Source organism: Bacillus sp. G402 (genome assembly GCF_051172515.1).
Classification (GTDB): Bacteria; Bacillota; Bacilli; order Bacillales; family Bacillaceae; genus Bacillus; species Bacillus altitudinis.
Genome location: NZ_JBPIZC010000001.1, coordinates 330,926 through 356,021, shown reverse-complemented (window position 1 = coordinate 356,021; position 25,096 = coordinate 330,926). Strand labels below are relative to the sequence as shown.

The following is a 25,096-nucleotide window of genomic DNA, read 5'->3' as shown; positions in this document are numbered from 1 at the left end:
TTAGTAAGCAAAATAATGATGCAAGAGAGTGAGGTCCGCCGGCTGTAAGACTTCACCATCCTCTTATTTGCTGAACCTGCCCTTTGAGCTGTTAGGCAAACCTAAACGTTTCCCGCGTTAAGGGACTAGAGCTGAGTATGCAACATTGCATGCTAATTGAGGGTGGTACCGCGAAAAACCTTTCGTCCTTTGCAGACGAGAGGTTTTTTTATTTTCTACAAGGAGGAGCAGCTTATGAGTAAAATTGGATTTATTGGTGCAGGCTCAATGGCCGAGTCTATGATTAAAGGTCTTTTAAAGAGCGGCATTATGTCAAATGAAGATATCATTGTCACAAATAAAACAAATGAAAAACGATTAGAAGAATTACATGCACGTTATGGAGTCAAAACAGATTTCGCTCGTTCCTTTATTTATGAAGAAGCCGATATGCTGGTGTTCGCTTTAAAACCAAAAGATGCGGAAAGTGGCATTTCTGAAGTAAGGCCCCATTTAAATGGACAGCTGATTATTTCTATTTTAGCGGGCATTTCTATTGAAGCCATTCAGCATTATGCTGGCGCAAAAACGGCGGTGGTTCGTGCGATGCCAAATACATCAGCAGCCATACAACAATCAGCTACTGGCATTGCTGTCAGTGATGAAGTCACAGAGGCGCAAAAGGAAAAAGCAGTTCAGTTGTTTGAAACGATCGGTCATGTGACGGTTTTAGATGAATCACAGCTGAATGCGGTCACAGCCATTGCCGGCAGCGGTCCTGCCTTTATTTATCATTTGATTGAAGGAATGGAGCGAGGTGCATCGGAACTTGGAATGGACCAAGAGACAGCGAAATTGCTCATTTGTCAAATGATTGCAGGCGCTGCAAATATGCTTCAGGATAGCGGTAAGGAACCTGCTGAATTGCGCAAAGAAATTACGAGCGAAGGTGGAACGACAGAAGCAGGACTGAATACCCTTGCTTCCTATCAATTTGAAGAAGCGATTGTCGATTGTGTGAAAACAGCGACAAAACGTGCAGCAGAATTAAACGATATGTTTTCAGCGAGTACGTATAAATAATATAGAAAAGCACCTGTTTTGATGACAGGTGCTTTTTACGTATGTCCATCTATTTTTTCTCGCTCGTCATTGAATTCAAGCAGTGTGATTGATCTTTTGGTTCTTTCTGTTCTTTTTTTGAAACGGCTTGTTCTATTAGATAATCACGCGCTTGATAAAAATGAACATCAATCAACAATTCTTGGTGCTTCATTGATTAGTACCTCCTCATATAGATGATTTGCTCATGGATAGGATGGCTTTTATTTGGGCGAGGTGATGATTTTCATGTAAAGCAATGGTTTCAGCTAAAATTTGGACTGTCATCGCCCCTTCTTCAGGGTGAAGGCCAGAGCAATCCCATGTATCCTCGTGTAATAGCTGGAGTGTGTTGTTTCTGCTCTCTTTTAGGCGCTCAATCAAAGCACGAATCTCTTGTGCGGTGTACCTTTCATAAGCTCTTTCCTTCACATAAATCTCAGGATCATACGATTGGAAAGGTATATTCTCATTTGAAAGTACCTGCTCTATCCGCTTCGACCAGACTTCCTCTGTATCATACAAATGGCCAGTGATTTGTTTAATAGTCCACTTGCCTTCTTCTAAAGATTGATCTAATGTGTGCTCATCACATGCCTGCACTAGCCCCTCAAGCTCACGAATACTTTCTCGAAGTGATGTGACGATTTCTGTTTTTGTTAATTTTCCGGTTTCCATTGCGTAATCAAAGTCTCCTTTATAGTGAATGCATTTCCCTTTTAGATTCATCTTGCTGTTTCTCTTTTAGTAACAATAAGTTGTTCATCAAACCAGCTAATATCACAAGACCTGCCATACACATAGCAATGACATGAATAGGAATCAGATCTCCGATGAACGCCATAATGATAAATCCACTAATATAAAATATGCGTGATAATGCAAGACCTGCCGAAAAAACCCGGGCTCTTAAATGACTGCTTGCATATGTCATAATATTTGTAGAGTACAAAACTTCGACTGGGCTGTATAATAGATTCGCTAATAAAACAACAAATAAAAATCCAATAAAATTTGTTTGTTGATAGGACAATGCATGTAATATCGCTAACAATATGATCGATACCGTTGACCATCTTTTATAAAACTGAAAGGAGAATTTCGCTTTTTTAAAATAAGCTGCGAGTGTAATTCCTCCGATAATTTGTCCTAGTCCACTTATTGTATGTCCAAGGCCCAAGCCAAAATTCCCTTCCTTTGCTACTTCTAAAATGTACAAACTAAACATGACATAAACAATGCTTAAAGCGAATTCTCTAGACATCAATATCCATATAGCACTTTGAATTTTGGGTGACCCTTTGATTTCTTCAATGCCCTCTTTAAAGTTTTGAACATATGACACATACTCTTTTTTTTCAGATGTTTCTTTCGCTTTAATAGGGATTAGCAGCATTGCCGATAATAAGAATGTCAACGCATCCACCAAATAAATGGTGGAAACGGACCAGATTTCTGTGACCAACCCGCCTACACCTGTCGCAATCAGCATTGAGGCACTAAAAGACGTTGCTAGTATACTATTTCCCTTAGAAAGCTGCTCTTTATCTAAGATTTCAGGTATCATAGATGAACGAGCAGGCAAGTATATACCTGAAAAAGCACCATTTAACGCTAGTAAAAAATAAAGGATAAACGGTGTCACATTCAATGTAACTACTAAAACAAAGCCTAGTCCTATTATAAAGCGTGCCAAATCTGCAAAAATCACAACTTTCTTATAAGAAAACTTATCTATAATCGGGCTTAAAAGCATAGATGTTAAAATGAGAGGAAGCATTGAACAAATAAATAGAATACTTAGGTGGGTCGCTCTGCCAGTAAGTTCATAGATTAAGCCAATCGTAGCAATCGTTCTAAACCAATCTCCAAAAGCAGATAAGTTTTGTCCAATAAAGAAACTGACAAAGTTCTGATTTTTAAAAAGCGATGTCGTTTCTTTCTTTAAAATCATTAGAGGAGCACCTCTGTCGTCTCATACCAGCCTAATTCTTTTTGCATAAACTCGACGGCTTGATCATAATTAGCTCTTTCTTTTTCTGGTATGAGATCAACTAAAATCGCAGGATACCAAGGTTTCGCTTCTTCTTTTATCACAAAATATTGCTCCGCCTCCTCAACTACCCCTCTTAACATGAGTAATTCTAATTTACGATAAATCTCTTCACGCTTTGGCATTTGATTGAGATGTGCTTTTTCTATTTTCATTGTTTTAGGGAAAAAGACAAGTCTTCTATCAAAAGCATGATACTCTCTAGATTTAACGATAGGTAACTCTTGATTTGTCAGGTTTTCAATATATTTTTGGGTATTTGCTTCATTTGCCCAAATCATACCTTGCATGTACGAGATGGCACCTGTGCCTAGTCCAATATATTGATCTTCATAACCACCGTAAATCACTTCGCCATATTGAAAACGTTTATTTTGATGCTCAGGGGCCATAAACGTATAGACATAATTTTGATGCCAGCCCTTCGTTTTTAAGTGACGATAGAGTGTATCGCTAAACTCAAACTTTTCTTTAGGATTGGGAGGCATAGGAACTTTGCCTTTATTTATTTTTGATAACCATCCCTTTGAACATGCAATGTATTCTAATGGATACGTATCAATACTGGTGCTTCCTAATGCCATCACTCCATTTATGTCCTCTATCATCTCTTCTTTCGTTTGCCCAGGCAGCTGATATAATAAATCAATATTATAGGATTGGAAATGCCGCTTCATTAAGTCTACCGTCTGAGAGATTTGATCAAAACTAGCTGTTAAATTGAACATTTTCCGATAATGTTCGTTTAATGTTTGGACACCAAAGCTCCCTCTATTTGCTCCACCTTCAGACATGGCAGCGACTCTTTCTGGTGTAGCTGTCTTTGCTTCACACTCAAAAGTCCATTCATAGTCAGGTGATAATGTGAAGTTTTCTTTTATTGCAGTCGAAAGTCGATAAATTAGCTCAGGAGACATAATGGAAGGCGTCCCTCCACCAACAAATACCACATCAAAAGTCATCTTTTGAATATTAGTTGATTGTGATAGAATACGCATCTCATTGATTAAAGCATCAATGTATTTTCCGATCATAGGCTCATATTTTGTGGATTTAATAAAGGGGCAGAACGAACAGATGGTATCACAAAAAGGGATATGTAAATATAAAGCATTTTTCCCTTTTTGAAATGTTCGTTCTTTTTGGATGAATTCTGTCACACGAGATTGTGCTCCTTCTTGGCTAGATTGACCAAAAAACGGATAAAGAAAATTCCATAAAGGCGGATGCTCTTCATAATAATTTTTCATATTTGACAATTCTCTCACCCAACTCTCATCTATTTTTAGTCCTTATACAAATTCACAGAGAAGCTAAATCATTCGCTTCTCTGCGGCACACACTAATTTGTAAGTATTTGGTAATTTTAGATCGCAATCCATTCGTTTCGTTTCATTTAAATCACCTCCTTATAATTAGGATAATTGTTACTTAATTACATAATTGATTATAATAGACTTTTCTGAATATTTCAATCATTTTAACTATTTTTTGTTAGTTCTATCGTTTCACATTGCCATTTCCATCTATAACTTCTGGCATAATGAAGAATAAAAAGAATATATATTCACAACAAAAAGCCCTATCATCACGATAGGGCTTATCACCACATATGCTTACTCTTTCTCTAATAAAGCATGAATTGTTGATTCTAAGAGCGAAGGCAAAACGCCAAAAGAGAATGGGACATGCAGCCGTTCTGTCCATTTGTGCGCATCCTTTCCTAATGGACCAACGTTGATGACAGGTACGTTAAGAGCTTCTTTTTCTCCTTGTGGTAACGAGTAGCCTTTTTGGTATAGCGGCATGTTGGCTGTATAATCGTCTATATCTTGATTTTCAAGCTGTAAGTAGCTTAAATCAGATAAACCAGGAAAATATTTGACTTCTTCTACTTCGATTCCATAGATCTCTTTTGCTTCTCTTTGAATCTTCTTTAAGGTCGTTTGAATATGCAGATCATCTGTTGAAGAAACAGATGGGTAAAATGGCGGACTATAAAACAACACAATCAGTGCTCCATCTTCCTTACAAAGGGTCGTCAGTTCTGATACAATTTTGGTTGAAAAATCACGATCCCCTAGCTCACCCCGGTTGGCAAAGGCGTAGTTGACAATTCGCTCGACCTCCTGCTTGCCGGATCGTTCAGCAGCTTTTTCGTACAGCTCATGATACGTTAACACCGTGATGTTTGTATCGATGGGTGTAAAATGTTTAAAGCGTTGAAATGCAGCGGTTTTCTGTTTGAGATTGGCTTCGATTTGGGCTGCTGCTTGTTTCGCAGTTTCATAGAGGAGCCCGTGAAGCTCTTCACTAGAGCGGTTCATCATCAGCACATTAAATAAAGAAACAGCCGTGTGAGGCGTTTGAACAGAGTAAGCTTCTTTCAAATCCTTTTGCATCAAATTGGTCGGAGGTGGTGTCACTTCACCATCTACTTCCTCACAATAATCACTATTCAGTTCTAACAGCCTGTTTAATTCAGATACCATAAAATTTGCATTTAATCCTGAGAAGGGCTCACCTACATGTGTTTCAATTCCTTTGCAGAAAAATCCCGCAAGTACCTTCCCTATACTACCTGTATAGATGTATTGGTGCGCATCCCCGGGATACTTTTCAAACATCGGCTCACTGTTTAAACACGCGGTATAATCAAGGTCATACTTCTGCTTGAGCTCCTTTAGTTTCGGAACAGCCTCCAGCATCCCCTGTGAATTCACTTCTTCATCTGGCACTGTGACGAGCAGAATATTTCCTTCAAACCTCCCCGCCATGGCTCTTTCTAGCATGGAAAGCTGGACAGTCAGGCCTGCTTTCATATCCATGGACCCTCGTCCAAACAGCCAGTCACCTGAAGCTAAATCCTCTCTTGCCCTTTTTGGAAGAAGTGCACTTTTTTGAGAAAAGGACGCCATTAACTCTTCGGGCTTACACGCCATATTTTGAAATTCTCCGTAATCCTCTGTATCGACGACATCAAAATGGCTGAGGAGTAAAACAGTACGTGGCAGCGTACTTCGTTTGACAAGTGCCGTTAAAAAATACCGGCCATCTTTCATTGGATGCAAAGCCAAGTGATCAGGGTGCTGCTCAAAATATGGACGCTCCCTCAGCAAGTAATATAAATATTCCGCTAATGCGACTTCTCCCGTTGTACCAGATATGCTTTCATACTGCATCAGAGCTGTGAGTAGCTCCTTTAGTTCACTTTCCGTTTGCCATTTCATCCGTTAATCCCCCTTTGATGTCCATATCTTTCATTATACAAAATCATGTTCAAAAGCTATATGGTTTGAGCACCTTTTATGACGAATGTTTGAATGACTGTTATAATCGGCTATACCATTCTATGAGGAGGCGAAGGTAATTGGAAACAAAGCTTTTTTCACCTTGGACATTAAAAGGTGTCACACTCAAAAACCGCATCGTCATGTCCCCGATGTGTATGTATTCATCCTATGACCGTGATGGAAAATTACAGCCTTTCCACTTTGCACATTATGTTTCCCGTGCGCAAGGTCAGGCCGGATTAATTATGGTCGAGGCAAGTGCTGTTTCACCTGAGGGAAGAATTAGTGATCAGGACCTCGGAATTTGGAGTGATGAGCACATTGAAGGGTTTGCCTCATTAAACGAACAAATCAAAGCGTACGGAACAAAAACGGCCATCCAGCTAGCCCATGCAGGACGCAAGGCTGAGCTAGATGGTGACATTCTTGCTCCATCCAGCATTCCATTTGACGAGCAATCTAAAACACCTCTTGAGATGTCTATCGATCAAATAAAAGACACCGTTCAGGCGTTTCAAGATGCCGCTGTCCGCGCCAAACAAGCTGGATTTGACATCATTGAGATTCATGGTGCGCATGGCTATTTGATTAACGAATTTATCTCACCGCTTGCCAATCACCGGACAGATGAATATGGCGGTTCACCAGAAAATCGTTATCGCTTCTTGGGAGAAGTGGTTGATGCAGTCAATGAAGTGTGGGATGGACCATTATTTGTCCGTGTATCCGCTTCTGATTACACAACAAAGGGACTAGATATTGCAGATTATATTGGCATTGCCGCATGGCTGAAAGAGCAAGGAGTCGATCTAATTGATGTGAGCTCAGGCGCTGTGGTGCAAGCCAGTATTAACACATTCCCCGGCTACCAAGTCACCTTTGCTGAGAAAATAAGAGAAGGTGCCGGCATCCAAACAGCCGCTGTCGGTATGATCACATCTGGTGTACAGGCCGAAGAAATTTTACAAAATCAGCGTGCTGACTTGATCTTTATCGGCAGAGAATTTTTACGGGATCCGTATTTCCCAAAAACAGCCGCTAAAGAGCTTCGTACATCCATCGAAAGCCCGCGCCAATACGATCGTGCTTGGTAACATCTTTAAGCAAAAAGGTGTCTATTTTTTGAAATAGGCATCTTTTTTGTTTTTAAGAGAAACATCTTTGCCTTTTGTGCCGTCTTTTAGCTAAAGAACCACTTAGAGGAGATGGAAGAATGAACTCGGCATTGATTGAAAGAACGTATCATATAGATGGACATCACTTTTATACAAGGCATCGTCAAGGAAAAAAGCAAGCCACCATTATTTTTGAAGCAGGATATGGAATTTCAGGCGATACGTGGGCGAATATCGCTCGTGATATTGACCCAGAGCTTGGTGTTTTCTTATATGACCGTTTAGGTAATGGAAAAAGCAGCGAAAGCAAAGAAGGAAGAACTTTGCATGATCTTGCGGATGATTTAGATACACTCTTACATCAAGCCAATATTCAGCCGCCATTTCTCATTGTGGCGCACTCATTTGGCTCTCTTGTCAGCCGCTTATGGGCAAGCCGCAGAAAAGAAGATGTTATCGGTATGGTCCTTCTAGACCCAGCAAGTGAGGAGCAAGAGCAGGTCATTCTGCCGCTCTTATCAAAGGAAGAACGCACTTCATATATGGCGCAGTTCACAGCAGAATGTACACATGAGGACTTTGAGCAAATGCTGCGTACGATCAAAGAGGAGCAAACGCATTATGGGATGATGCCCCTTCTTGTCATTTCATCAGGCAAAAGCCGCTTGTTTCATCCAGCACATGAAGCTTGGCTCAGGCTTCATAAACGAATGCTCACATTGTCATCCCAAAGCGGATGGATTCAGGCGCAGAACAGCTCGCACTATATTCATCACGATGAACCACATATTGTGCAGCTTGCCATTTATGATGTATGGTGTGCAGCAAAACAGCCTGCCACTTATTATCAAACAGCCAACTAAAAACAAAAACTCCTTGACCGGACATCAGTCAAGGAGTTTTTTCGTTATACCGTTGGTGCTGATTGACTTTTCTCAGACAGCAGCTTTTCAATGCTGACAAGCTGAACGCATAACGTAAAGATGTCAATCGCCTGCTCTAGTTCTTCAAGCGTTGGGAACGTTGGCGCAATACGGATATTGCGATCAAGCGGGTCGTTACCATAAGGATATGTCGCCCCTGCACCTGTTAGTGTCACACCGGCTTCTTTCGCTTTTTGCACAACAGCTTTTGCACAATGATCGAGTGTATTTAAGCTAATAAAATATCCGCCATTTGGTTTGTGCCACTCAGCGATGCCTGTTCCACCAAGCTTTTCATCAAGGATCGAAAGAACGAGGTCAAATTTCGGCTTAATAATCGCTGCATGCTTTTTCATATGTTCCTTCAATCCTTCTGGATTCTTGAAGAAACGAAGGTGTCTTAATTGATTGATTTTATCTGGCCCAATGGTTTGAACTGATAGCTGTTTTTGAATAAAGCTGACGTTGTCCTGACTAGATGCCATCAGTGCAACACCCGAGCCTGGGAACGTAATTTTAGAAGTAGAGGCGAACATAAACACACGGTTTGCATGTCCTGCTTTGTCTACTGCTTGAAAAATATCTTTTAACGTATCAGGCGTATCTGTTAGATGGTGGACTGCATAGGCATCATCCCAAAAAATACGGAAGTCGTCTGCTTTTGTCTGCATGGAAGCAAGACGGTCAACAACCTCATCTGAATACGTAATGCCGTCAGGGTTACTATATTTCGGTACACACCAAATCCCTTTGATGGCTTCATCTTCTGCAACCAATTTTTCTACCTGATCCATGTCAGGTCCATCCGACTTCATATCTACCGTAATCATCTCTATGTTAAAATGCTCACAAATGGCAAAATGACGATCATACCCTGGGCTTGGTGCAAGGAATTTTACCTTTGGAAGCTCTCCCCAAGGTGTTTTGCTGCCATATACGCCGTGAGTCATAGCACGTGCAATCGCGTCGTGCATCATATTCAGACTAGAATTACCGCCAATGATGATTTGTTCTGGCTTCAGGTTGAGCACACTTGCAAAAAATTTCTTTGTTTCAGGAAGGCCTGTCAAGCCGCCATAGTTTCGCACATCTGTACCATCCTCAGCTGTCATTGCATCCTTTGATGTCACGACATCGAGCATGCCCATAGATAAATCGAGCTGTTTTGGTGAAGGTTTCCCTCTAGACATGTCTAAGTGTAAGTTTTTACTTTTGTACGTTTCATATTCTTTTTGTCGTGCTGCATATAGGTCATTTAATTCTGCTTCACTTAACGCTGTAAAACCGCTCATCTTTGATTGTGCCTCCCGTATTCTTCATAGTGTAATTCGTCATTTGTTTTTTCTTCACCATTTTACCACTACCTTAAAAAGAGCGTCATCATAAATATCAAAAAAATCACACAACTATTTTTGACGATTCATCCAATTTTTACAGGGTACGGTCAATAGGAAAAGAAAAGAAATCATGTGCAGCTTCAGTCAGCGGGAATATATCGCGGGCTTCTTTGAGTAATTGTTTCAGTGACTCTTCCCCTTGGTACCGTGCACTAATATGGGTCAAAATCAGTCTTTTTGCGCCTGCTTCCTGCGCTGTTTTTGCTGCCTGTTCTGTCGTACTGTGATAATAATTATAGGCTAGTTCTGCATCTTCTTTCCCAAATGTTGCTTCATGGACTAACACATCCGCATTCTTGGCAAGCCTTGTTATATTCTCGCACAAACGGGTATCTCCTGAAAATGCAACGATTCTCCCTTTTTTAGGGGGTTCCAAATAATCGGTTCCATCAATCATTCTTCCATCTTCGAGTGTAACGGTTTCCCCATTTTTCAACTTCTGATACAAAGGTCCAGGTTTTACACCGATTTTTTTTAGGTCTTCGGCTTTTAGTGCGCCGGGTACATCTTTTTCCACGACCCGATAACCGTAAGCTGGGATCCCATGAGACACTCGTTTTGCTTCTACTTGAAAGGTCTCATCTTCAAAAACGATCCCTTCCTCTATTTCTATGATATGCAGCGGATAAGTCAAATGCGTTTGTGTCGCTGAAAGTGTCGCGTTTACAAAAGCTTTAATGCCGCTTGGACCATATATCGTCAATTCATCCTCTCCGCCTTGAAAGGACCTGCTGCCAAGCAGACCCGGGAGACCATATACATGATCACCGTGCATATGCGTGATAAAGATCTTCTCTATTTTTCTTGGTTTAATCGTTGTATGTAATATTTGATGCTGCGTCGCTTCTCCGCAATCAAAAAGCCACACGGCTTTTCTCTCTTCTAAAAGCTTCAGCGCAGTGCAAGTGACGTTTCTTGTTTTTGCAGGAATGCCTGCACCTGTTCCTAAAAAGAGCAGTTCCATTACGATTTCCTCCTACAGCCGGTATACAATCTCTTCATTCATATAGAATACATGAAGACAGGATAAATGTGAATTCAGCGGAATTTTTGAAAAAAGTCAAACGTGGGCAGAAAAAGTCGAATCAAATGTTTGCTTTACGAACAATGAACCTTTAAAATAAAGAAAATGTACATACATTCTCGGTTTTTACAACAATGCTACGAATAAAGTGAGGTACTTTTCGTGAATACAGAAACTAACTATCCAAAAGCAGTCATTGTCATCTTTGGCGCAACAGGAGACCTTGCAAAACGCAAGCTCTACCCTTCTATACATAGACTTTATCATAGCGGAAAGCTTGGAGATCAATTCGCCGTTGTAGGTGTTGGACGTCGTCCTTGGTCTCATGAAGACCTAAGAGCTGTGGTAAAAGAATCGGTCTCTTCTGATGATGCAGAAGCAAAAGCAGAGGAATTTATTTCTCATTTCTATTACCATGACTTTGATGTCTCAAGCCCTGCTTCCTATCAAGCACTGAACACACTTCTTTCTGGTCTTGAAGATACATACAGTATCCCAAATAACCGGATGTTCTATTTAGCGATGGCACCGGAATTCTTCGGAACCATTGCGAAGTTTTTAAAAAGTGAAGGCGTATCAGAAACGACTGGATGGTCTCGACTTGTTATTGAAAAACCGTTTGGTCATGACCTCCCTAGTGCCAAAACATTAAATGAAGAGATCCGAGATGCATTTACAGAGGATCAAATTTATCGTATTGACCACTACCTCGGTAAACAGATGGTGCAAAACATTGAGGTGATTCGTTTTGCGAATGCGATCTTTGAACCGCTTTGGACAAACCGCTATATTTCAAACATTCAAATCACATCGAGTGAATCATTAGGCGTCGAAGATCGTGCGAGATATTACGAGAGTTCTGGTGCACTGAGAGATATGGTACAAAACCATATGCTTCAAATGGTTGCCCTTTTAGCCATGGAGCCGCCGATTAAGCTCAATACAGAGGAAATCCGTAGTGAAAAACGGAAAGCATTGCGTGCGCTTCGTCCTTTCTCGAAAGATGAAGTGGATCAATTCTTTGTCCGCGGACAGTATGATGCAGGAACGATTGATGGCAATATGGTTCCTTCCTATCTTGAAGAGCAAAATGTGGACCCAAACTCCAACACAGAAACATTCGTTGCAGGGAAACTTCTCATCGATAACTTTAGATGGGCCGGGGTACCATTTTACATTCGTACAGGAAAACGTCTAGAAAAGAAATCCACTCAAATCGTGGTGCAATTTAAAGACATTCCGATGAACCTGTACTATGGAAACGGGAATTCCATGCATCCAAACTTACTTGTGATTCACATTCAGCCAGACGAAGGCATTACCCTTCACCTGAATGCTCGCAAGCTTGATGGCGGAACGTATGCTAAACCAATTAAGCTGGACTATCAAACAAATTACAACGACATCATGAATACACCAGAAGCGTATGAAAAGCTGATTCATGACTGTTTGCTAGGTGATGCAACAAACTTTGCCCACTGGGATGAAGTAGCACTGTCTTGGAACTTTGTTGATCCAATTTCAGAAAAATGGGCTGAAACCAAAACGTTAAAACCAAATTATCCTGCTGGTTCTATGGGACCAAAAGAAGCAGATCAGCTTCTTGAAAAAGATGGATATCACTGGTGGAATATATAAAATCAACAAAAAAAGAGCAGTCTCCCGATTGAGGGGGTTCTGCTCTTTTTTTAAAGTCGTGTTTTCGTAATTTCAACCGTTGAAAAATCAAATTTATCATAGCGATGATGGCTAAAGGAATATTCAAACGGCCGGCCTGTGTTTAAATAAGCCACCTGCTCCACTTCTAGCACCGGATCCGTAGGGTCACAGCCTAAATATTGCTGATCAAGCTGATCTGATTTAGCCGCTCTAATTTTTTTGTGCGCTCCTGCTACTTTTAATTGCAGTGTGTTTGTAATGTAGCTATAGATGGAACCCAATAAAACCTCTTCATCTATTCCCTTAATGACATTGACAGGCATAAAGGTTTTTTCTAATACATATGGCTCTTCTTCTACCAAACGAAGCCGAATAATGTCATAGACGGGTGTGCTTGAGTCAATGGATAAATGAGCTGCCACCTCTTCACTTGGAAAATGCACATCAAAGCGAATGATTTGGCTCGTCACGTTTTTATCTGCCATCACTTTCGTGAACCCTTTATTTTCATGACCTGATACGTTGATCGCACCTTGATTTAGTGCTGCCTTCACAATAAATGTGCCATGACCTCTTTTTCTAAAGAGCAGACCTTCCGCCACTAAAAGATCGAGCGCACGCTTCATCGTCATTCTGCTGCATTTAAATTCAGCGGCAAGCGAGTTTTCATCTGGAATGGGTTGATCTTCTGGATAATATGCTGTTCCTATTCTTTTTCTAATTTCTTCTGAAATGAGTTCGTACTTTGTCATCTCACACCACCAACTGACTTGTTTTTTCATATCCTATTATAGCGCTTTCTAGCCTTCCTCTCATTCTACACTAAGCCTAGTGCGCTTAAAAGGTTCGAGCCACTTTCATTTCAACCCTTTCATCTTTACATAAGAAAAATACTTGCCCTTTTCAAGGAAAGAGCAAGTATCTTGATTAGAAACCATTATTCTCTGAAACCGATTGAAACCAGTAGCCACTTTTTTTGATGGTACGTTTCCCGTCTTCCTCAAGGTCCACTGAGACAAATCCATAGCGATTTTTATAGGCATTCGACCATGACCAATTATCCATAAACGTCCACAGATGATAGCCTTTTACATGACTTCCTTCTTGAATGGCTTGATGCACCCATTTAAGATGCTCAGAAATAAAATCAATGCGGTAATCGTCATGAATCATTCCTTCTTCATCCTGAAACCGCTCTTCTCCTTCAACACCCATTCCATTTTCAGAAATAAAGCATTCAATATTCCCATAGTCTGTCTGGACTTTTTTCAATATATCGTAAATACCCTTTTCATAGATTTCCCAGCCGCGGTACACATTCATTTTTCTGCCCGGCATTTCAAAAGAATCGAAATAATGATCTGGCATAAATGGTGCATCAGGGTGAGGCATATGTTCCTTTGCTTTCACTCTTCTTGGCTGATAATAGTTGATGCCGAGAAGGTCGATCGTGTTCTCTTGAATGAGTTCAAGGTCTCCTTCCTCCATAGCCGGCATCAATCCTTCTTTCTTTAACACGTCCACTAGCTTTTCAGGGAAATGTCCTTTCACAGCTGGATCTAGGAAGGACCGGTTAAAGAAGGCGTCAGCCATCTCAGCTGCTTCGACATCCCGCGGATTCTGGCTTCGCGGATACGAAGGAGTAAGGTTCAGGATAATGCCTATTTTCCCATCCTGCTTCATCTCTTTATAAGCCGCAATGGCCTTAGCATTTGATAAAATCTCATGAAATCCAACTTGCACTGCCTTTTGGAAATCAACTTCGTTTGGATAATGGAAGCTATACATATATCCACCCTCTACAGGAACAATCGGCTCGTTATGGGTAAACCATTTTTTCACCCGGTCGCCAAATAGCTGAAAACACAATGTCGCATAGCTGACATAATCGTCTACGACCTGCCTGTTTACCCATCCTCCCGTCTCCTGAAGCGCCATTGGCATATCAAAATGATACAAGTTCACAAACGGTTCAATGTCACTCGCTATCAGTTCATTGATCACATCATTGTAAAAAGCCACAGCTTCTTCATTAACGGCCCCTTTTCCCTCAGGTAAAAGGCGTGACCATGAAATAGATAGACGAAACGAGTTGTGCCCAATCTCCTTCATGAGGCGGATATCCTCTTTGTATTTACGATAAAATTGCGAGGTTACGCCTGGACCGACGCCCTGAAAAAAACGATTCGGCTCTTTTTCAAACCAGTGATCCCAAATGTTCGGTCCCTTTCCATCTCCTGGATAACTGCCTTCTGTTTGGGTAGCAGAGGCAGAAGATCCCCACCAGAAACCTTCTGGAAATGTATATGATTGACTGTTAGTTTCCATCGACATGTATTGAGTCTCCTTCACCTTTGATGTTTGTTTGTTTCGTTTTTTCTGTCGTGACTATTTTTTCATTTTTCACATTCATACGATCAATAAATTTTAGGAACGGGAACCAAATGACAAACACAATCATTAAATTAAACAGTTGAAGCAGACCGCCCGCTAATGAATTCGTTGCCATGACTCCGCTAATAAAGATCGGGACTGTCCATGGAATATTCACGCCTGTCGGAGGCGGCACAATACCTGCGGCCATCGCAAAATAAGAAATACAAGTAATCACCATTGGCGCCAAAATCCATGGAATGAGAATAAGCGGGTTCATCACAATCGGTAAACCGAAGATAATGGGTTCATTGACGTTAAATAAACCTGGTCCTAAGCCGAGCTTTGCTACTTGTTTCAATTGCTTACTTTTAAGAAAAATTAAAATCGTAAACACAACAGCTAGCGTCATACCGGTTCCACCCATACCCACTGTATAGATTTCGATAAACTGCTTGCTGATGATGTTCGGAACCTCACCTGTTTTTGTGTAGCTTTCTAGATTTTGAATGGACAATGTATTCCAAATCGGGTCCATGACAGAGTTGATAATAATTTGGCCGTGGAGCCCAAAGAACCAAAGAATTTGTATAAAGAAAATAGCGATCAAGGTCGGAATGATACCGCTTCCAAGTCCGACAAGCGGCGCCTGAATCGCATTGTAAATCAAGTCATGCATGTTGGTTTTGAACCCTTGTGTAATGATGATATTGATCAGTAAAAAGGTTGTGAGTGTCAAAGTAGCCGGGATGAGTGCAGCAAAAGACTTAGAAACAGCTGGCGGAACCCCTTGCGGCATATTGATGACAAATTTCTTTTGGACAAAATAGCGATAAATTTCAGCAGACAAAAAGCCTGTGATCATTCCAAGGAACATTCCCTTTGCGCCCAAACGATCGACTGGGATGACGCCTGCAATGGATGCACCGCCCTCTTGTTCTAGTAAAAATGGCGTAAGGAGAAGAAAAGAGGCTAAAGCGATCACACCGCCAAAGACAGCTTCCACATCATAGCTTTTCGATAAATAGTAGCCAATCCCAAATACAACAAACACACTCATAATGCTGATGGTCGCACTAGGTGCAATATTCAGTGCAGACTGAACACCTTCAAGTGCTGTTTGACTCATGATCTTATCTAAAAATGGCAAATTCATTAATACGACCATGATGGAACCAAAAATCGTTAATGGGAACGCAAGCATAAAGGCATCCCTTAATACCCCTAGATAGCGATTGTTGTTCAATCTCCCAGCAATCGGAACCAAAATCGCACTTATTTTATCAAACATTGGTTTTCCCCCTTGTTTACACCCTTTATTGTTTCAGTGATTGCAATATCGGTAAGAGCTCTCCCACAAGCTCTTTTATCGTCATCGTTGACATGAAATGATCTTCGGCATGCATGAGCAGCAAGGAGAATGAAATCGTTTCTCCGCTTGCCTCTTGCTGTACCATTTGAAAATGGATATCATGTGCATTCCGCAAGTCATCTTCCGCTTCTTTGAGAAGGTCAGATGCTACTGTTTCATGACCTTCTCTAAATTGTTTAAGAGATTGAAGCAATTTGCTTCGTGCATTTCCGCTGTGTAAGATCAATTGAAAACTGATTTGTTCTTCCGTGAGTCCTTCGAGCGTTTTCTTTTCCATCCTTTAAGATTCCCCCATCAATGAAACCGCTTGTTCATACGCTTTTTGTCCATCTGCTAGCCCATACGCCTGCATATCGATGACCTCTACTTCAATCCCATATTTTTGAGCTTCTTTTTGAAGATCCCCTTTTAAAAAGCTCATTTGCGGTCCAATTAATACAACATCGGCATGTGCCATTTCTTTTTTCGCTTGGTCTTGTCCGACTGCCCAAATCTCTGCTTCTTCCCCTATAGACTCAGCATGTGCCTTCATCTTTGTGACTAGTAAACTCGTAGACATACCTGAACTGCATGCTAATAAAATACGTTTCATTTCTCTCACCCCATTGTTGTAATAAAAGCGCTTCCAGTTAATATTATATATTTTTATTTTTAAATGTCTAGACATTTAATTTTATATGTATGTATTTTATTTTATAAATGACCGTATCATTATTCATAACAAGCTTTCAGAACAAAAGAGATCTCATCCAGATATGAACGAGACCCCTTTTCTTTTAAAAAATACTCTCCGAATGAACCATAAAGTAGCTTTTTCTTCAGAAGATTTGAGAACTTTGTTAAAATAAGTGCTAATGACTTAGCTCATTCAAAAACCCATAAATCATGAGAAGTAACTGCCCCGAGATGGAAACAGATGCTATTCCCACTCAATTTGATGGATAGGTAAACGTCTTTTGCTGCTACTTTTCGAATCTATTCATATCTTTGCAATCAAAATTTGGGTAAAGACTGTAAAAGAAACGAGCATATTTGAATAGGGAGTATAAACGGATAAAAGCGTGTGAATGTTTATACACACGCTTTTCACTCGTCTTCACATGCACATACTAGATCATAATTTGATGTTGTATTGTCCTCTGGGCCCAGCCCGTGATCATCACGATTATCCTTTTCCTGCTTGGAATCCAGGGTACTTGGTCATACCGCCGTCTACATATAACGTCAACCCTGTCACATAGCTCGCCTCTTTTGATGCAAGCCAGACAGCACATGCTGCCACTTCTTCCGGTTTTCCGATATAACCAATCGGTATCAGCTCAATGACGCCCTTTTTCAATGCTGGATCATCAAATTTTTCGGCATTGATCGGGGTATCAATTGCGCCTGGTGCAATGCTGTTTACACGAATTTTTTTAGGGGCATATTCTAGTGCCAGCGTTTCCGTCAAAAGCTTGGCGCCTCCTTTACTTGCTGCATAATGGACAAAATGAGGCCACGGAATTTGCTGATGGACCGACGACATATTAATAATCGACCCCTCGATCCCGTGTTCTGTCATATACTTTAATGCATCACGGCACCCTAAAAACATTCCTGTTAAATTGGTGGACATCACTTTGTTCCAGTTATCTAGCGTCATTTCAGTTGAAGGAACTTCATTTTCAATTCCTGCATTATTGATCATGACATCAAGACTGCCATATGTATTGACAGCTTGATCAATCATCGCCTTCATATCCTCTTCTTTTGATACATCCCCTTGAATTTTGACAGCCTGTCCGCCACTTTTTTGAATCTCAGCAATCGTGTCGTCCGGGTTTTCTTTATCTGAGAAATAATTGATCACTACATTGGCTTTTTCTTGTCCAAACCGGCGCGCCATCGCCTGACCTATCCCTGTACCTGCTCCTGTGATGAGAACTGTTTTTCCTTCCAAATCTGGATACATTCGCTTAAACCTCCTATTTTGTAAAACCTAGTAGCACACCGCCTGCGATAATCATCAAGCAGCCTGCAATGACAAAGCTTGTTTTAGATGCTTTCTCTTTTAATAAATAAATACCGCCTAAAGTCGAGATGACAATTCCTGTTTGAGACATGGAAAAACTTACTGCTACGCCAATGAGTGGAATCGCCAAAAGAAGCCCTAGATTTCCTGTCGACCACACAAGACCAGCAATGATATTTCTGAACGTATATTTGCTAAACGGGTCTTGCTTTAGACTAATCGCTAACGATGAAATCAGCATGCCGACAGATTGCGGAACGAGCGCAGACCAGCCATCTATATGAAACCATCTTAAAATGACGACATATCCGACGTAGCCTACGGTTGAGATGAGCAAAATGATGATTCCCTTTTTAAAATTGCCGCCTTCGTTTCCGCCACTCTTTTTTTGACCGAGGGATGTCATGACAACGCCAGCAATAATAAATAAAATGGCACAAGAACCAATAAGTATGACCGTCATGGTTTGCCATTCTTTGAAGACAATGACACCAAATAATGTCGTGCTCACAAGCTGCATACCCGTTGATAAAGGAACAGCCTTTGACACCCCTAGAAAGGCGACACTTGAAAGCTGATTCATTTGCCCAATACTCCAAAAGATCCCAGAGATAACGGAAACCGCAAAAATAAGCGGTGTCAGTTCCGGCATTTTGATCAAATAAGCGCCGATTGAAAACAAAAAAGCGCCGAGGGTAATGCCGAGTGTTTGCTGATAGGCATTCCCGCCAAGTTTGACACTGATGAGAACAATACTTCCCCAAAATATCGCTGGGAGAAGTGCATATAAAATGCCCACTTCTATCCCTACTTTCTGTACTTTTTTACTTAGCATCCCTCTTTTTCGGATTTTTAGCCGAATAGATGTAAACACAAAAAAGACCTTACCAAAGGTAAGGTCACAGCGTGTAGACAAACCCTCGCATTCGGTGTCAGTCCTGCAAAGGTTTTCTATCACGCTAAAAAGAAGACAAAGGGCTAAAATCAAGTTCATTTTAGCCCTTTGTCAACAATCTAAGACCTTACCAAGGTAAGGTCTTTTGAGGTTTTATACTTATTTCATCCATTCAGTATGGAAGACGCCTTCTTTATCTGTGCGCTCATACGTATGTGCGCCGAAGTAGTCACGCTGTGCTTGAATTAAGTTAGCTGGAAGGACAGCTGTACGATAGCTATCAAAGTAAGCAAGTGCACTTGAGAATGAAGGAACAGGAACACCTTGTTCTACTGCAAGTGAAATCACTTTACGAAGTGATGATTGATAGCTTTCTACGATATCCTTGAAGTAAGGATCAAGTAATAGGTTTTTCAATTCAGGGTTACGGTCATATGCTTCTTTGATTTGCTGCAGGAAGGCTGCACGAATGATACATCCACCACGGAAGATCATCGCAATTTCACCGTATTTCAAATCCCAGTTATACTCATCAGACGCTGCTTTCATTTGCGCAAAACCTTGTGCATATGAGCAGATTTTACTCATGAAGAGAGCTTTTCTAACAGCTTCGATTAATGCTTGTTTATCTTCAGCTGATTGAGTTGGCTCAGGCCCTTGAATTAATTGACTTGCTTCCACACGCTCATCTTTCATCGCAGAAATAAAACGAGCGAAAACAGACTCCGTAATGATTGGAAGCGGGACACCTAAATCAAGTGAGCTTTGGCTTGTCCATTTTCCAGTTCCTTTTTGGCCAGCTTTATCTAAGATGACATCTACTAGCGGCTGGTTCGTTTCTTCGTCCACTTTTGTGAAAATGTCAGCTGTGATTTCGATTAAGTAGCTGTCAAGTTCTCCTTTATTCCACTCTGAGAATACTTCATGAAGCTCCCCTGCTGATAAACCAGCGACATGCTTCAAGATAAAGTATGATTCAGAGATCAATTGCATGTCTCCGTACTCGATACCGTTATGAACCATTTTGACATAATGTCCTGCTCCATCTGGACCGATATACGTTGTACAAGGCTCACCATCTACTTTCGCAGAGATGGCTTCTAAAATTGGTTTCACTAGCTCGTGCGCTTCTTTTTGACCGCCAGGCATGATAGAAGGACCTTTAAGTGCGCCTTCTTCACCGCCAGAAACACCTGTACCAATGAAGTGAATACCACTTTCCGCAAGCTCTTGGTTACGTCTTTGTGTATCCTTGTAATATGTATTTCCACCATCAATTAAAATGTCACCTTTCTCTAGGTGAGGCAATAATGATTGAATGGTTGCATCTGTTGCTGCACCCGCTTTTACCATTAAAAGAATTTTACGCGGCGTTTCAAGCGATTGAACAAATTCTTCAATGCTGTATGTGCCTACAACGTTTTTCCCTTGTGATTCTTGAAGAAACTCTTCTGTTTTGCTGCTAGATCTGTTATAAACGGACACGGAGAAACCGCGGCTTTCAATATTTAGGGCAAGGTTTTTTCCCATAACGGCTAGTCCAACGACACCGATTTGTTGTTTTGACATAATTCTGACGTCCCTTCTAACACACTATATTGATTACTGCTGAAATGATGTACCCTTTGAAATTACCACAACATCACCTCTTTTATCAAGTTTTCAGGCTAGTCATTTCCTCTTTCGTCCTGAAAAAAGTCTTTATTAAAACTTGTACCACTTGTTTTGCTCTCTTTTTCCTTAATGGTCACTCCTCTTTGGATGAGTGGTTTACCGTATTTTTCTTTCAGTCCGTCTAAAAGAGATTGGAGCGGTTCGTCTTTTGCATCTTCTGTATAAGAGAATAAATCAAGCTGCTTGACGGCTGATTTTCGTTCCACAAGATCGGTCCCCGTCACGCCTAAAAGTCTTACTGGCTGGTCATTCCAATGCTTTAGGAATAGCTGCTTTGCCGCCTCAAATAGATCTTCCTTTCGATCAGTAGGATTCGTGAGTGTGACGCTCCGTGTGATATTTTTCCAGCTTGCATACCGAATCATAATGAGCAGCCGGTTTGCCATCACTTCTTTTCTTCGTAATCTGGCACTCACCGATTGCGACAGTTTCTCTATTAATGAGACGAGTTCATCTGTATCATCAGAATCGTGAGGAAGAGTGGAAGAATTGCCGACAGATTTAAATTCGTATATCCTTTCTGGGTCGACAATGCCGTCATGCTCTCCGTTTGCCTTTTGCTTTAACCTCGGTCCATTGATGCCTAATAACTCTTTTAGCGCATATTCATTCGCTTTCGCTAAATCTTCAATTGTATGAATTCCGATGGTTTTCAGCTTATCTGCCGTTTTCTGTCCAACCCCATGCATGTCACCTGCAGGGAGCGGCCAGAGCATTGTCGGGACATCTCGTTTACGCAAAATGGTAATGCCCATTGGCTTTTTCCAATTAGACGCCATCTTCGCTAGAAATTTATTCGGTGCAATGCCAATACTCGATGGAAGCATGAGCTCTTCTACGAGCCTCGTTTGAATATCATGAGCGGTTTTCACGGCATGCTCAGCATAAGGTGTATCGGTTAAATCAATATAGCCTTCATCAATTGAAACGGGTTCAACTAAGTCACTATATTCTCTTAGTATGGTAAACATTTCTTGTGAGGAGCTGCGGTACCGGTCGAAGTTGGGTGTACGCACAATCAGTCCCGGACATAGCCGCTTCGCTTCCCAGAGTGGCATCGGTGGCTTCACCCCGAGTGCTCTTGCCTCGTAGCTGCAGGTCACAACAATCCCTTTGCGCTCTTTTGCATTTCCGCTAATGGCTAAAGGTTTCCCTCTCAAAGAAGGATCATACGCCATTTCTACCGATGCATAAAAACTATTCATATCAATATGAAAAATGATTCGCCCCTTCTTTTGAGAATCAGCCATTCGCTTGCCTCCTTAGGTGATCTACTTTCCTTCACTTCACCGTGATTTCACCTGTTTGTTCCATTAGACATTTCATATGGTGTATAGTACACTGTGAGTAATGAAATGGATGTGATAATCATGATTATTGATACATTCAATGAAGTCTTTTTCCTTGTTGAATTCTTTACGATTATTCTTCCAGCGCTGACCGCCATCGGTATTGCTTTCTTATTAAAAGACTGCCGAATGAACGAGCACCTCGGAGGACATCGTTTAGAAGAGTTGGATGCATCTTGTTTGAATCGAACAGACTTTCTGTTTATCATATATGATCGCATTACAACTTGGATTAGTAAAGTCATTCGAATGAAAAGATCATCAAATGATGATGAAGACCATTCGCTTCCTCTCTCTTATTAGATTTTATTATTGAGGAGGAAACGAATTGAAACGTTTATTGACTATTTGTACGACTTTATTTTTGATGATGGTAGCGTCACCGGCATTTGCTGCAAGTGCGCAAACAAATACAAGCTCTGATGGGTTTTTCCATCATTATTTTGTTCAGCCTTTTTCTGAGTTGATTATCTGGCTTGCGAACTTTTTCCATGATGACTACGGTTTATCTATTATGTTCGTGACATTGATTGTCCGGCTGCTTATTTTCCCGCTTTTTGCAAACCAATTTAAAAAGCAGAGAGTGATGCAAGAGAAAATGGCACTCGTTAAGCCTCAGATTGACCAAATACAAAGCAAATTGAAAAAAACGAAAGAACCTGAAAAACAAAAAGAACTGCAAATGGAAATGATGAAAGTATATAAAGATAACAATGTGAACCCGCTGGCAATGGGCTGTCTGCCGATGCTGATTCAAATCCCAATTGTTCTTGGCTTTTACTCAGCAATCCGCTCAACACCAGAGATCGCAACACATTCGTTCTTATGGTTTAACTTAGGACAAACTGATCTTTTGGTGGCGATCTTTGCAGGGGCCATGTATTTCTTGCAATTTTACGTCACACAAAAATTCGCAAAGCAATCAGGCACCCAAACAGAAGCCGCACTGAAACAAGCAAAAATCATGGGCATGATTTTCCCAGTCATGATGCTGTTTCTATCAATTAATGCTCCCGCTGCTCTTCCTTTATATTGGATGACAAGTGGACTTTTACTCACCATTCAAACGATTATTTTAAATGTGATGTACCAAAAATCAAAAACAAAAGCTGCGGCAAATGATTCAATTAACCCAGCAGCTGAATAAATGATAGCCCCCTTACCCGAACATGGTAAGGAGGCTTTATTTATCTTCTGTAGAGCGCATCAAATAAAAGATGCGTGAGCTCCAGCACGCAAAATGACCCCTTATCCATGGATAAGGGGCCTTTGTTTATGCCAATTCCTCTTTCAATCGCTCAGGCAATTGATCAAGATCCTCAATTTTCCCAAGAAACTTATTAGGGTCCACTTGTAAAATCATCTTGTTCTCTCTCTCAACGACGCCGAAGAAATATTCAGATGCTTTTGTGTTCATATGAAATGGCTTGATCTCACTTAGCTCGATATCAATGATATCTTTTGCATCAGAAACAAGGCAGCCAATCATTTGATCGTTTAATTCAAATAGTAGAACCTTAGACTGTTCGGTTACATCCAGAGGTTTTCCGTGCAGCATGACACCTGTGTCACTGACTGGAATGACCTCTCCTCTTAACGACATGAGTCCTTTAATCTCTTTTGGAAGGTTCGATACTTCTTGTAAATAAGGGACCTTCTCAATTGAGCGTATATGTTCTACGCTGATACCAAAATCCTCTTGTCCCACTTGGAAAATAATGATCTTTTGCGTGCTCACAGAGTCTCCTGCCTTTACGATGGATTTGTCGTTTCTTCGATAATGGCGAGAACCATTTCAGCTGTCTTGACTAATTCTTCAATCGGCATTTTCTCATTTTTCGTATGAATATCTTCATATCCAACAGCTAGGTTGACGGTCGGGATGCCGTTTCCAGCAATGACGTTTGCATCACTGCCTCCCCCGCTTGTCTGTAGTTCTGAAGGACGGCCAATTTTCGCAGCCGCTTTTTTCGCCACTTCAACGACTTGATCGCCGTGTGAGAATTTAAAGCCTGGATACATGATGTCAATTTGTACATCGGCACTTCCGCCCATTTCTTTAGCGGTTTTTTCAAAGGCTTCTTTCATTTTCGCTACTTGCGCTTCCATTTTTGCCGGTTCTAAAGAACGTGCCTCTGCCAAAATATCCACTTGATCACAGACAATATTCGTTTGTGTTCCGCCTTCAAAGCGGCCGATATTCGCCGTTGTTTCTTCATCAATACGGCCAAGCGGCATGCTCGCGATCGCTTTTGATGCAATCGTAATCGCAGAGACGCCTTTTTCAGGTGCCACACCTGCGTGAGCTGTTTTTCCGTAAATGGTTGCACGTACTTTCGCCTGTGTTGGCGCAGCCACGATAATAGTACCGACTTTGCCATCTGAATCAAGCGCATAACCATATTTTGCTGTCATCAGTTTCGGATCTAACGCTTTTGCTCCTACAAGTCCTGATTCTTCACCAGCTGTAATGACAAATTCAATCTTGCCATGCGGTACATTTTTCTCTTTTAGGACACGGATCGCTTCAAACATCGCAGCAAGCCCTGTTTTATCGTCAGCACCAAGAATGGTTGTGCCATCTGTCTTGACATAGCCGTCTTCAATGACTGGCTTAACACCATTACCTGGTACAACTGTATCCATATGAGAAGTAAAATAAATCGTATCTGCCTCTTGATTCCCTTCAAGTGTGCAAATAAGATTGCCTGCTCCATGACCGGTTGTCTCTTTTGAATCATCTTCAACTACATTAAGCCCTAAACCAGTAAATTTCTCTTTTAGGACTTCAACAATTTTTTCTTCATGTTTCGTTTCTGAATCGATTTGAACAAGTTCTAAAAATTCGTCTAATAAGCGTTTCTCATTGATCATGATG

The 25,096-nt window shown here is 41.1% G+C and carries 24 protein-coding genes and 1 other annotated feature (1 of these 25 only partly in view); of the genes, 6 read left to right on the top strand and 18 right to left on the bottom strand.

Annotation, left to right across the window (positions count from 1 at the left end; all coding sequences use genetic code 11):
• Window positions 1-193: a binding site (T-box leader), on the top strand (it extends 19 nt beyond the left edge of the window).
• A 41-nt stretch (window positions 194-234) separates the two neighbouring features.
• Window positions 235-1,062, top strand: a complete 828-nt coding sequence (gene proC, locus ACSBQP_RS01915; protein ID WP_435028142.1) for a pyrroline-5-carboxylate reductase — start codon at window positions 235-237, stop codon at window positions 1,060-1,062.
• A gap of 49 nt (window positions 1,063-1,111) precedes the next feature.
• Here the strand turns inward: proC and ACSBQP_RS01910 are convergent, their stop codons facing one another.
• The 5 genes from ACSBQP_RS01910 to ACSBQP_RS01890 all read right to left on the bottom strand — a co-directional run bounded on the left by ACSBQP_RS01910 (window position 1,112) and on the right by ACSBQP_RS01890 (window position 6,363).
• Window positions 1,112-1,255 carry a hypothetical protein gene (locus ACSBQP_RS01910; RefSeq protein WP_155720700.1) on the bottom strand — a complete coding sequence of 48 codons (144 nt, stop codon included), beginning with the start codon at window positions 1,253-1,255 and terminating at the stop codon, window positions 1,112-1,114.
• Window positions 1,256-1,269: 14 nt separating this feature from the next.
• Window positions 1,270-1,758, bottom strand: a complete 489-nt coding sequence (locus tag ACSBQP_RS01905) for a DinB family protein (protein WP_435028141.1) — start codon at window positions 1,756-1,758, stop codon at window positions 1,270-1,272.
• A gap of 19 nt (window positions 1,759-1,777) precedes the next feature.
• Window positions 1,778-3,034, bottom strand: a complete 1,257-nt coding sequence (locus tag ACSBQP_RS01900) for an MFS transporter (RefSeq protein WP_072367805.1) — start codon at window positions 3,032-3,034, stop codon at window positions 1,778-1,780.
• Complete coding sequence (locus ACSBQP_RS01895; protein ID WP_072367806.1) at window positions 3,034-4,383, bottom strand: coproporphyrinogen-III oxidase family protein; 1,350 nt, start codon at window positions 4,381-4,383, stop codon at window positions 3,034-3,036. Before ACSBQP_RS01895 ends, ACSBQP_RS01900 begins: the two co-directional genes overlap by 1 nt.
• A gap of 366 nt (window positions 4,384-4,749) precedes the next feature.
• Window positions 4,750-6,363 carry a M20/M25/M40 family metallo-hydrolase gene (locus tag ACSBQP_RS01890; RefSeq protein ID WP_435028140.1) on the bottom strand — a complete coding sequence of 538 codons (1,614 nt, stop codon included), beginning with the start codon at window positions 6,361-6,363 and terminating at the stop codon, window positions 4,750-4,752.
• Between the two features lie 140 nt (window positions 6,364-6,503).
• Between ACSBQP_RS01890 and namA the strand changes: the two genes are divergently transcribed.
• Complete coding sequence (gene namA / locus ACSBQP_RS01885) at window positions 6,504-7,520, top strand: NADPH dehydrogenase NamA (RefSeq protein WP_435028139.1); 1,017 nt, start codon at window positions 6,504-6,506, stop codon at window positions 7,518-7,520.
• A 119-nt stretch (window positions 7,521-7,639) separates the two neighbouring features.
• Window positions 7,640-8,404 (top strand): alpha/beta fold hydrolase, encoded by a 765-nt coding sequence (locus ACSBQP_RS01880; RefSeq protein WP_008342277.1) that lies wholly within the window; start codon window positions 7,640-7,642, stop codon window positions 8,402-8,404.
• A gap of 44 nt (window positions 8,405-8,448) precedes the next feature.
• Here ACSBQP_RS01880 and ACSBQP_RS01875 read toward each other — a convergent pair whose 3' ends face one another.
• The gene (locus ACSBQP_RS01875) at window positions 8,449-9,756 is read right to left on the bottom strand and encodes an aminotransferase class I/II-fold pyridoxal phosphate-dependent enzyme (RefSeq protein WP_008342274.1); all 1,308 of its coding nucleotides are present in this window, start codon (window positions 9,754-9,756) and stop codon (window positions 8,449-8,451) included.
• 139 nt (window positions 9,757-9,895) lie between these two features.
• Window positions 9,896-10,825, bottom strand: a complete 930-nt coding sequence (gene rnz, locus ACSBQP_RS01870) for a ribonuclease Z (protein WP_255233970.1) — start codon at window positions 10,823-10,825, stop codon at window positions 9,896-9,898.
• Window positions 10,826-11,047: 222 nt separating this feature from the next.
• Between rnz and zwf the strand changes: the two genes are divergently transcribed.
• Window positions 11,048-12,523: a glucose-6-phosphate dehydrogenase gene (gene zwf, locus ACSBQP_RS01865; RefSeq protein WP_008342269.1), complete on the top strand. Its 1,476-nt coding sequence runs from the start codon at window positions 11,048-11,050 to the stop codon at window positions 12,521-12,523.
• Window positions 12,524-12,573: 50 nt separating this feature from the next.
• Here zwf and ACSBQP_RS01860 read toward each other — a convergent pair whose 3' ends face one another.
• From ACSBQP_RS01860 to ACSBQP_RS01820, 9 genes are all read right to left on the bottom strand, one after another.
• Window positions 12,574-13,296 (bottom strand): GntR family transcriptional regulator, encoded by a 723-nt coding sequence (locus ACSBQP_RS01860; protein ID WP_008342268.1) that lies wholly within the window; start codon window positions 13,294-13,296, stop codon window positions 12,574-12,576.
• 175 nt (window positions 13,297-13,471) lie between these two features.
• The gene (locus ACSBQP_RS01855) at window positions 13,472-14,878 is read right to left on the bottom strand and encodes a glycoside hydrolase family 1 protein (RefSeq protein ID WP_039165890.1); all 1,407 of its coding nucleotides are present in this window, start codon (window positions 14,876-14,878) and stop codon (window positions 13,472-13,474) included.
• Window positions 14,862-16,208: a PTS cellobiose transporter subunit IIC gene (gene celB / locus ACSBQP_RS01850; protein ID WP_007501108.1), complete on the bottom strand. Its 1,347-nt coding sequence runs from the start codon at window positions 16,206-16,208 to the stop codon at window positions 14,862-14,864. Before celB ends, ACSBQP_RS01855 begins: the two co-directional genes overlap by 17 nt.
• 25 nt (window positions 16,209-16,233) lie before the next feature.
• Window positions 16,234-16,566 (bottom strand): PTS lactose/cellobiose transporter subunit IIA, encoded by a 333-nt coding sequence (locus tag ACSBQP_RS01845; protein WP_017357943.1) that lies wholly within the window; start codon window positions 16,564-16,566, stop codon window positions 16,234-16,236.
• Between the two features lie 3 nt (window positions 16,567-16,569).
• Window positions 16,570-16,881, bottom strand: coding sequence for a PTS sugar transporter subunit IIB (locus ACSBQP_RS01840; RefSeq protein ID WP_017367558.1), 312 nt, complete (start codon window positions 16,879-16,881; stop codon window positions 16,570-16,572).
• Between the two features lie 573 nt (window positions 16,882-17,454).
• Window positions 17,455-18,240: an SDR family oxidoreductase gene (locus ACSBQP_RS01835; RefSeq protein ID WP_041091776.1), complete on the bottom strand. Its 786-nt coding sequence runs from the start codon at window positions 18,238-18,240 to the stop codon at window positions 17,455-17,457.
• Between the two features lie 13 nt (window positions 18,241-18,253).
• The gene (locus ACSBQP_RS01830) at window positions 18,254-19,099 is read right to left on the bottom strand and encodes a GRP family sugar transporter (RefSeq protein WP_186366168.1); all 846 of its coding nucleotides are present in this window, start codon (window positions 19,097-19,099) and stop codon (window positions 18,254-18,256) included.
• A gap of 255 nt (window positions 19,100-19,354) precedes the next feature.
• On the bottom strand, window positions 19,355-20,764 hold the full coding sequence (gndA, locus tag ACSBQP_RS01825) for an NADP-dependent phosphogluconate dehydrogenase (protein WP_025207592.1): 1,410 nt from the start codon (window positions 20,762-20,764) through the stop codon (window positions 19,355-19,357).
• A gap of 98 nt (window positions 20,765-20,862) precedes the next feature.
• Complete coding sequence (locus ACSBQP_RS01820) at window positions 20,863-22,119, bottom strand: DNA polymerase IV (RefSeq protein ID WP_007501120.1); 1,257 nt, start codon at window positions 22,117-22,119, stop codon at window positions 20,863-20,865.
• Between the two features lie 120 nt (window positions 22,120-22,239).
• On the opposite strand from ACSBQP_RS01820, the gene ACSBQP_RS01815 reads away from it, so the two are divergent.
• Window positions 22,240-22,521: a hypothetical protein gene (locus ACSBQP_RS01815; protein WP_008342247.1), complete on the top strand. Its 282-nt coding sequence runs from the start codon at window positions 22,240-22,242 to the stop codon at window positions 22,519-22,521.
• A gap of 25 nt (window positions 22,522-22,546) precedes the next feature.
• Window positions 22,547-23,365 (top strand): membrane protein insertase YidC, encoded by an 819-nt coding sequence (locus ACSBQP_RS01810; protein ID WP_007501121.1) that lies wholly within the window; start codon window positions 22,547-22,549, stop codon window positions 23,363-23,365.
• Window positions 23,366-23,491: 126 nt separating this feature from the next.
• Here the strand turns inward: ACSBQP_RS01810 and ACSBQP_RS01805 are convergent, their stop codons facing one another.
• Both ACSBQP_RS01805 and ACSBQP_RS01800 read right to left on the bottom strand, forming a co-directional pair.
• Window positions 23,492-23,956: a chemotaxis protein CheW gene (locus ACSBQP_RS01805; RefSeq protein WP_008342245.1), complete on the bottom strand. Its 465-nt coding sequence runs from the start codon at window positions 23,954-23,956 to the stop codon at window positions 23,492-23,494.
• A gap of 14 nt (window positions 23,957-23,970) precedes the next feature.
• Window positions 23,971-25,092: a tripeptidase T gene (locus ACSBQP_RS01800; protein WP_035390776.1), complete on the bottom strand. Its 1,122-nt coding sequence runs from the start codon at window positions 25,090-25,092 to the stop codon at window positions 23,971-23,973.
• Window positions 25,093-25,096 lie beyond the last annotated feature (4 nt).